The organism is Thermoanaerobaculia bacterium (assembly GCA_035717485.1).
GTDB lineage: Bacteria > Acidobacteriota > Thermoanaerobaculia > UBA5066 > DATFVB01 > DATFVB01.
Genome location: DASTIQ010000305.1, coordinates 1 through 7,114 on the forward strand (window position 1 = coordinate 1; position 7,114 = coordinate 7,114).

The window sequence follows — 7,114 nt, forward strand, 5'->3', positions numbered from 1 at the left end:
CCTCACGGGACCGAACATGGGGGGCAAGTCCACGTTCCTGCGGCAGAACGCCCTGATCGCTCTGCTCGCCCGGGCGGGGGCGTTCGTCCCCGCGAAGGAAGCCGAGATCGGACCGATCGACCGGATCTTCACGCGCGTCGGCGCTTCCGACCACCTCGCCCGCGGCGAATCGACCTTCATGGTCGAGATGATCGAGGCGGCGAACATCCTGCGGAACGCGACGCCGGAGAGCCTCGTCATCCTCGACGAGGTAGGCCGCGGCACGTCGACGTTCGACGGACTCTCGCTCGCGTGGGCGATCGTCGAGCACCTGCGCGACGCGCCGGAGCGGCGGGCGTTCACGCTCTTCGCGACCCATTACCACGAGATGACCGAGCTCGCGAAGACCTCGCCGGGTGTCGCGAACTTCACGATGGCCGTGCGGGAATGGGAGGGGAAGGTCGTGTTCCTCCGGAAGGTCGTCGCCGGAGGCGCCGACCGCAGCTACGGCATCCACGTCGCGGAGCTCGCCGGGATCCCGGAGCCGGTCATCGCCCGCGCCCGGGAGATCCTCGCGAATCTCGAGGAGCAGGAGCTCGACGTCCGCGGGCTCCCGAAGTTCGCGCGCAAGGAAGGGGAAGCGCCGAAGGAGGGGCAGTTCCTGCTCTTCGCCGGCCAGGAGGAGCTCGTCCTGGAAAAGCTCCGCGAGGTCGAGATCGACCAGCTGACTCCCGTGGCGGCGCTCTCCCTCCTGGCCTCGCTCCAGGACCGGGTCCGACGCTGAACGCCTCGGGATTCTTCGTCGTCGGGATCGCCGGAGAAACGCTCGCTCCGGGCGAGCGCGACGTCTTCCGGCGCTTCCCTCCGGCGGGGGTGATCCTCTTCGCCCGGAACATCGTTTCGGAGGAGCCGCTGCGGTCGCTGGTCTCGGAGATCCGGGCCGAGGTGCCCGGCGCGTTTCTGGCCGTCGATCAGGAAGGGGGGCCGGTCGACCGCTTTCGGGCGCTGACCGGGCCGTCTCCGTCGTTCGCCGCGGCCGCGCGGGCGGGAGCCGCCGACCTCGCCGGGATGCTCGCGGGAGAAATCTGCGCGGCCTTCTCGATCGACTGGGATCTCGCTCCGGTCGTCGACCGGGCCGTCGAGGGCGCGGGCCGGACGATCCTGAAAGAACGGGCCGCTTTCGAGGAGGGCCCGCCGATCGTGGAAGCGGCGGAGGCGTTCCTCGCGGAACTCGCGGCGTTCGGGGTCGCCGGGTGCCTCAAACACTTTCCGGGCCTCGGACGGGCCACCGTCGATTCGCACCGCGTGCTTCCCGGTCTGGCCGGCGGAAAAGGCGCTCTCGAACCGGATCTCCTTCCCTTCCGGGCGCTCGCGCCGCGCGTCCCGGCCGTGATGGTTTCGCACGCGGCCGTGAGTCCGTCGCCCCGGCCCGCGACGCTCGATCGCGCGATCGCGACCGATCTCCTGCGCGGCGACGTCGGGTTCGCCGGGATGGCCGTCTCGGACGACCTCGACATGGGCGCGCTCGCGGAGTTCGGCGGAATCCCGGAGCGCGCGGCGCAGGCGTTCGCCGCCGGCTGCGATCTCCTCTGCGTCGGGAAGGACACGGCGGCCCTGCCTTTGGCGGCGGAGGCCGTGGCGGGGGGAGGGTCCCGCGCGCGACGGGAGGAAGCGGCCCGCCGCATCGCGGCATTCCGCGCCGAGCTCGAACGGCACGGGCGCGACCGGCGACTCGCGCCGAGGCCAATCGCCGAAATCGCGGCCGCGTTCCGGCGCGCGGCCGATCGGCTCGGCTAGCGCCGCTCCCCGCTTCCTTTCTCCGCGGCGACGAGGTCGTCGATCTTGCGGGCGAGCACCGGAAGAGGGAGCGTTCCGCTCCCGAGGACGGCGTCATGGAAGCGGCGGCGGTCGAACTTCGGCCCGAGCGCGGCGGCCGCCTTGTCGCGGAGTCTCCGGATCTCGAGGCTCCCCAGCTTGTAGGCGAGCGCCTGCGCGGGGATGTCCGTCGAGTACCGGAGGGACTCGCTCGCGATCTGGAGATCTCCCTCGAACGTGTTCTCCTTCATGAAGGCGATCGCCCTCTCGCGCGACCATCCGAGCGCGTTCATTCCGGTGTCGACGACGAGCCGGGTGGAAATGAACGCGTCCATGGCGAGCCTCCCGCACGCGTCGTCGGGGTCCGCGTACATTCCCATTTCGCCGGCGAGCGACGAGGCGTATTCGCCCCACCCCTCGACGAACGCGGTCTCGTCGAGCGATTCGCGGCGCCAGACCGGAAGCGCGGCGTTCTCCTTCTGGAGATTGAGCTGGAAGTGATGCCCCGGAACGAGCTCGTGGTAGATGAGTGCCGCGGCGTTCAGGAGCGACCGCTCGGAAAGGCGCGATCCGTTGTAGAGATAGTCGCCTTCCGCGTTCGACGCCGTCGGGATCTGATAGTAGCCGAAGGTCATCGACCCTTCGAGTTCCGGCGACAGGCGGCGCACGCCGTAAGGGGCCTTCGGAAGACGTCCGAACTCTTCCGGGATCTTCGGTTCGATCCGCCGCACCGCGGCCATGAGCCGCCGCCCGATCTCGTCGGGAGTCGGCGGATGGAAGCGGGGATCGGTCTTCAGGAACTTCCGGTACGCGGCGAGGTCGCCGCCGAACCCGGCCCGGCGCCGGAGCGCGTCGAGCTCGCCGTTGATCCGCGCGATCTCCGAGAGGCCCGTGCGATGGATCTCCTCGGGCGAAAGGTCGAGCCCCGTGTGATACCGGATCAGCCATCGGTAGCATTCGGCGCCGCCCGGATACTGCGACATCCCGACCGACTCGGGGGCTTTCGCGGCGTACGGACCGCCGACCCAGGCGGCGAGATCGCGGATGGCGGGGTTCACCTTTCCGGCGACGCGCGCGAGCACGTCCCGCGAGAACGCGGCCGCCGTCGCGGCGGGAAGCGCCGCGACCCGGTTCGGGGCGGCGAAGAACGGGCTCTCCGTTCCTTCCCGCGCCGACGCCGCGAGGAACGGTACGACCGCCGCGATCTCCGCCTTCGGCAGGACGATCCCATCCGCCGATTCGCGCTCGAGCTTTTCGCGGATGCGGAGCAGCAGGACGGGGTACTCGTCGAGCAGCCGGAGGTATCGCGCCGCGTCCGCGGCGGTCCGGATCGGCATTTCGGCGAACACCCGCGTCACCGCGCGAAGCGGGCTCGCGTAAGGAGTGATCGGGACGAAGAAACGGGAATGGTCCGCCCGCTCGATCGCGCGCTGCACGCGTTCCCGGAGGACGAGCAGCGAAAGCCGGTCCTCCCCCTCGAGCGCGCCGGCGTCGACCGCCGCGAGCCGTGCTCTCAGGGGCTCGAGCCTCGCGACGACCTCGCGCGCGTGCGCCTCCGAGACGTCCGGGAGGTGTTCGACCGGGACGCCGGTGTCGAGGCGCGTCTCGGGGTTCTCGTCGAGAACGAATTGCCACCAGGCGTCTCCGACCTCCGCGACCACCTCGCGCGGCGTCGCCGCCGGGGTTCCGCCCGAGATCACCGCCGCGGTGAGCGCCAGCCAGAAGATCCGCATCTCGGCCTCCCTCGCCGATAGCGTATCCCGGGCGACGGCGCGGGCGCCCGGCCCGACTCCCGGGCGTTCGTGCCGGATCGGCCCGGTCGCGCGGTGTACAATTCGCGCCCGAACGATGAAAATTCGCTCCGCGTTCCGCAAGCTCGGCGCCGGCATGGCCGGTACCGCCCTGGTCGCGGGGCTGCTCGCGGTCGCGGTGATCCGACTGCGCCCGACCGATCCGACCCTCGCCCGGATCCTCGCCGGCGGAGGATCGCTCGCGCTCCTCCTGATCCTCGCGACCGGCATCGTCGCCGGGAGAGAACTCGCCGCGCGCGAGCGGGTCGAGCGCGGCCTGAAGAAGCTCGCCATGGTCGACGAGCTGACGGGCCTTTTCAACCGGCGGGGGTTCATCGAGCACGCCGGCGGAGTTCTCGATCTCGCGGGCCGGATGGGCCGGCCGGCCGTCCTCTTCTTCGCGGACGTGGACGGCCTCAAGACGATCAACGACCGCCACGGGCATGCGGCAGGAGACCTCACGCTCGCCGGCGCCGCGCGGATCCTCCAGCTCACGTTCCGGAGCTCCGACGTGATCGCGCGGATCGGGGGGGACGAGTTCGCCGTGCTGGCCCTTCTCGACGGCCGCAACGGCGGCGACGGCATCCTGCCGCGTCTGCGGAAGAACGTCGAGTTCTGGAACGGCCGGTGGGGCCAGGCCTTCGCGGTTTCCCTCTCGGTCGGCACCGTCGCCATCGACGCGTCCGTCGACCGCCTCGAAGAGGTCCTCGCCCGGGCGGACAAGGACCTCTACGAGAAGAAGGGATTCCGCGGGGTCGTCACCGCGTAGCATCCCGGGCCGGACGGGACCGGCGCCGTCGCCGGAGGCGGCCCGCCGCGGGATTAGAATCGCGCCGACGGAGACGCCCTCCGTCTCGAAGAAAGCGAGGAAATCATGGATCGACGACCCCTCCTCGGTGGAATTCTCCTGCTGTCGGCCTTGGCGGCGCTGGCATCGGCCGCCGAGAAGGCGCCGGAAAAGATGAAGGGCATGACGATGAAGAAATCGGGCGCCGCGCCGTCGGACGCGCAGCTCGTCGCGAGCGCGATGAAGGCCGCGCCGATGAGCGTCTCCAAGAACGCGACGATCGTCGCGATGGAAGGCGCCGGCATGCGCACGCTCCGCAAGGGAACCAACGCCTGGACCTGCATGCCCGACAATCCGACGACGCCCGGCCCCGATCCGATGTGCCTCGATGCGAACGCGATGGCCTGGGCGCAGGCCTGGATGGGGCACCAGGCGCCTCCGGCCGGGAAGGTCGGATTCATGTACATGCTCGCCGGCGGCACGGACGCGAGCAACACCGACCCGTACGCGACGAAGCCGGAGGCGGGCAACCACTGGGTGAAGACCGGGCCACACATCATGATCGTGGGCGCGGACGCCTCGTTCTACGACACGTATCCGAAGAACGCCGACCCGGACACCTCGATGCCGTACGTCATGTGGGCGGGAACGCCCTACCAGCACCTGATGGCGCCGGTGAAATAGTCGACCTCGGTAAGGGAGCGGGCGCTTCGTCGCCCGCTCCCCGTCCGTCGTCCTCTCGGCGATTCGCCCGAATCGCCCGAACGCCGCGGCGGGATCCGGCCGCGTCCGCGGCGTGGTATCGTCCCGGAAAGGTTCGAAATCGGGAGGTCCCGTCATGGAAACCCTCGTCGGTCAGACCGTTGCTCATTACCGGATCGTCGGTCTGCTCGGATCCGGCGGGATGGGGGCGGTCTACGAAGCCGAAGACACGGATCTCGGCCGGCACGTCGCGATCAAGGTGCTCTCCGCGAACCTGCAGGACGACGCGCCGATGCTCGAACGATTCAAGCGCGAGGCTCGAGCCGCGTCGTCCCTGAACCACCCCGGCATCTGCACCGTCTATTCGATCGAGCAGTACCAGGGCCGTCCGTTCATCGTCATGGAACTGATCAAGGGCGCCACGCTCGCCGAGCGGATGGGACGGCAGCCGATGCCGATCGCGCAGATCCTCGACTACGGGACCCAGATCGCGGACGCGCTCGAGTCCGCCCACTCGAAGGGGATCGCGCACCGGGATCTCAAACCCGCGAACCTGATGATCAACGACCGTGGCCAGGTCAAGATCCTGGATTTCGGCCTGGCGAAGGTCGAGGCGAGCGCGGCGCTCGCCCAGAAGGGCGAGGAGGTTTCCCAGCTCGCGACCGCCGTCGGCTCCGGCCCGCTCACGACGGCGGGGACGGTCATGGGGACCGTCCATTACATGTCTCCGGAACAGACCCGCGGCCAGCTGACCGACGCGCGCACCGATCTGTTTTCGCTCGGGGCCGTCCTGTACCAGATGGCGACGGGCGACCTGCCGTTCCAGGGGGACACCGACGCCGTCGTCTACGAGGCGATCCTGAACCGCGATCCGAAGCCCCTGGCGGAGGCCAATCCCTCGATGCCTTCGGGGCTCGGCCAGATCCTCGAGAAGGCGCTCGAGAAGGATCGGCAGATGCGGTACCAGACGGCGACGGAGCTGAAGACCGACCTGATGCGGCTCCGGCGCAAGCTCGACTCGGGGGAGAAGCGCGCCGCGGGGCTTTCCGATTCGAAGAGCGGCGTCGAGAAACCGGCGGAGAAATCGGTCGCCGTCCTCTATTTCGAGAACCTGAGCGGCGCCAAGGAAGACGAGTACTTCCGCGACGGGATCACCGAAGACATCATCACCGAGCTCTCGAAGATCGAGGGGCTGAAGATCAACCCCCGATCGATGGTGCTCGCCTTCCGCGACAAGCCGGTCACGTCTTCGCAGGTCGGCCAGCAGCTCGGATCGTCCTTCGTCCTCGAGGGGAGCATTCGGCGCGCGGGAGACCGGCTGCGCATCACGACTCAGCTCGTCGACACGGCGACGGGATACCCGGTCTGGTCGGAGCGATACGACCGCGAGATGAAGGACGTCTTCGAGGTCCAGGACGAGATCGCGCGCAAGATCGCCGAGGCGCTCCGCATCAAGCTGTCGCGGCAGGAGCAGGAAGCGATCGCCGCGAAGCCCACCGACAACCTCCAGGCCTACGACCTGTACCTCCGCGGACGCAGCTATGCGAGGCGCCTGACGCGGCAGGATCTCGAGTTCGCGCTGCAGATGCTCGAGAACGCCGTCACGCAGGACCCGAACTTCGCGCTCGCCTACGCGGCGATCGCGAACGTGTGCGCCTACTACCACGCCCACTACGCCCGAGAGGACGTGTGGATCCATCGGGCCCGCGCCGCGGCGGAGCGCGCCATGACGCTGAAGCCGGACGTGCCGGAAGTGATGGTCGCGCAGGCGTGGATCCTGTACGCGCGCGGGCAGTACGACGAGATGATCGCGATCGTGCGGAGCGTCGTGGCCCGGAAGTCCGACTGCGAAGGCGCCTATTACCTGCTGCTCCGCGGGCTCTACGCTTCCGGGAAATACCAGGAGGTCGCCAACATCGCCGAGCAGGCGATCGAGGCTAGCGGCACGGACTACAACGTGTACGTCCCGATCATGAACTCGCTCGGCGCGCTCGGAAAGGCGGAAGCGAAGAAGAACGTCCGCCAGCGCCTGATCCAGGCG

General features: G+C 69.3%; 6 protein-coding genes. 5 read left to right on the forward strand and 1 reads right to left on the reverse strand.

The window, feature by feature from the left end:
• Together VFS34_15990 and VFS34_15995 are read left to right on the forward strand one after the other, a co-directional pair.
• Positions 1-763: DNA mismatch repair protein MutS (locus tag VFS34_15990; GenBank protein HET9795953.1), on the forward strand; the 763-nt coding region annotated here is incomplete at its 5' end.
• Positions 764-852: 89 nt separating this feature from the next.
• On the forward strand, positions 853-1,776 hold the full coding sequence (locus VFS34_15995; protein HET9795954.1) for a glycoside hydrolase family 3 N-terminal domain-containing protein: 924 nt from the start codon (positions 853-855) through the stop codon (positions 1,774-1,776).
• On the opposite strand, the gene VFS34_16000 is transcribed toward VFS34_15995, so the two are convergent.
• Complete coding sequence (locus VFS34_16000) at positions 1,773-3,527, reverse strand: DUF885 domain-containing protein (protein ID HET9795955.1); 1,755 nt, start codon at positions 3,525-3,527, stop codon at positions 1,773-1,775. The genes VFS34_15995 and VFS34_16000 overlap by 4 nt on opposite strands.
• A 115-nt stretch (positions 3,528-3,642) precedes the next feature.
• Here VFS34_16000 and VFS34_16005 point away from each other — a divergent pair, with 115 nt between their 5' ends.
• The 3 genes from VFS34_16005 to VFS34_16015 form a co-directional block, all read left to right on the forward strand.
• Entirely contained in the window at positions 3,643-4,353 is a 711-nt protein-coding gene (locus VFS34_16005) for a GGDEF domain-containing protein (GenBank protein HET9795956.1), read from the forward strand.
• 192 nt (positions 4,354-4,545) lie between these two features.
• The gene (locus VFS34_16010; GenBank protein HET9795957.1) at positions 4,546-5,055 is read left to right on the forward strand and encodes a hypothetical protein; all 510 of its coding nucleotides are present in this window, start codon (positions 4,546-4,548) and stop codon (positions 5,053-5,055) included.
• 154 nt (positions 5,056-5,209) lie between these two features.
• Positions 5,210-7,114: protein kinase (locus VFS34_16015; GenBank protein ID HET9795958.1), on the forward strand; the 1,905-nt coding region annotated here is incomplete at its 3' end.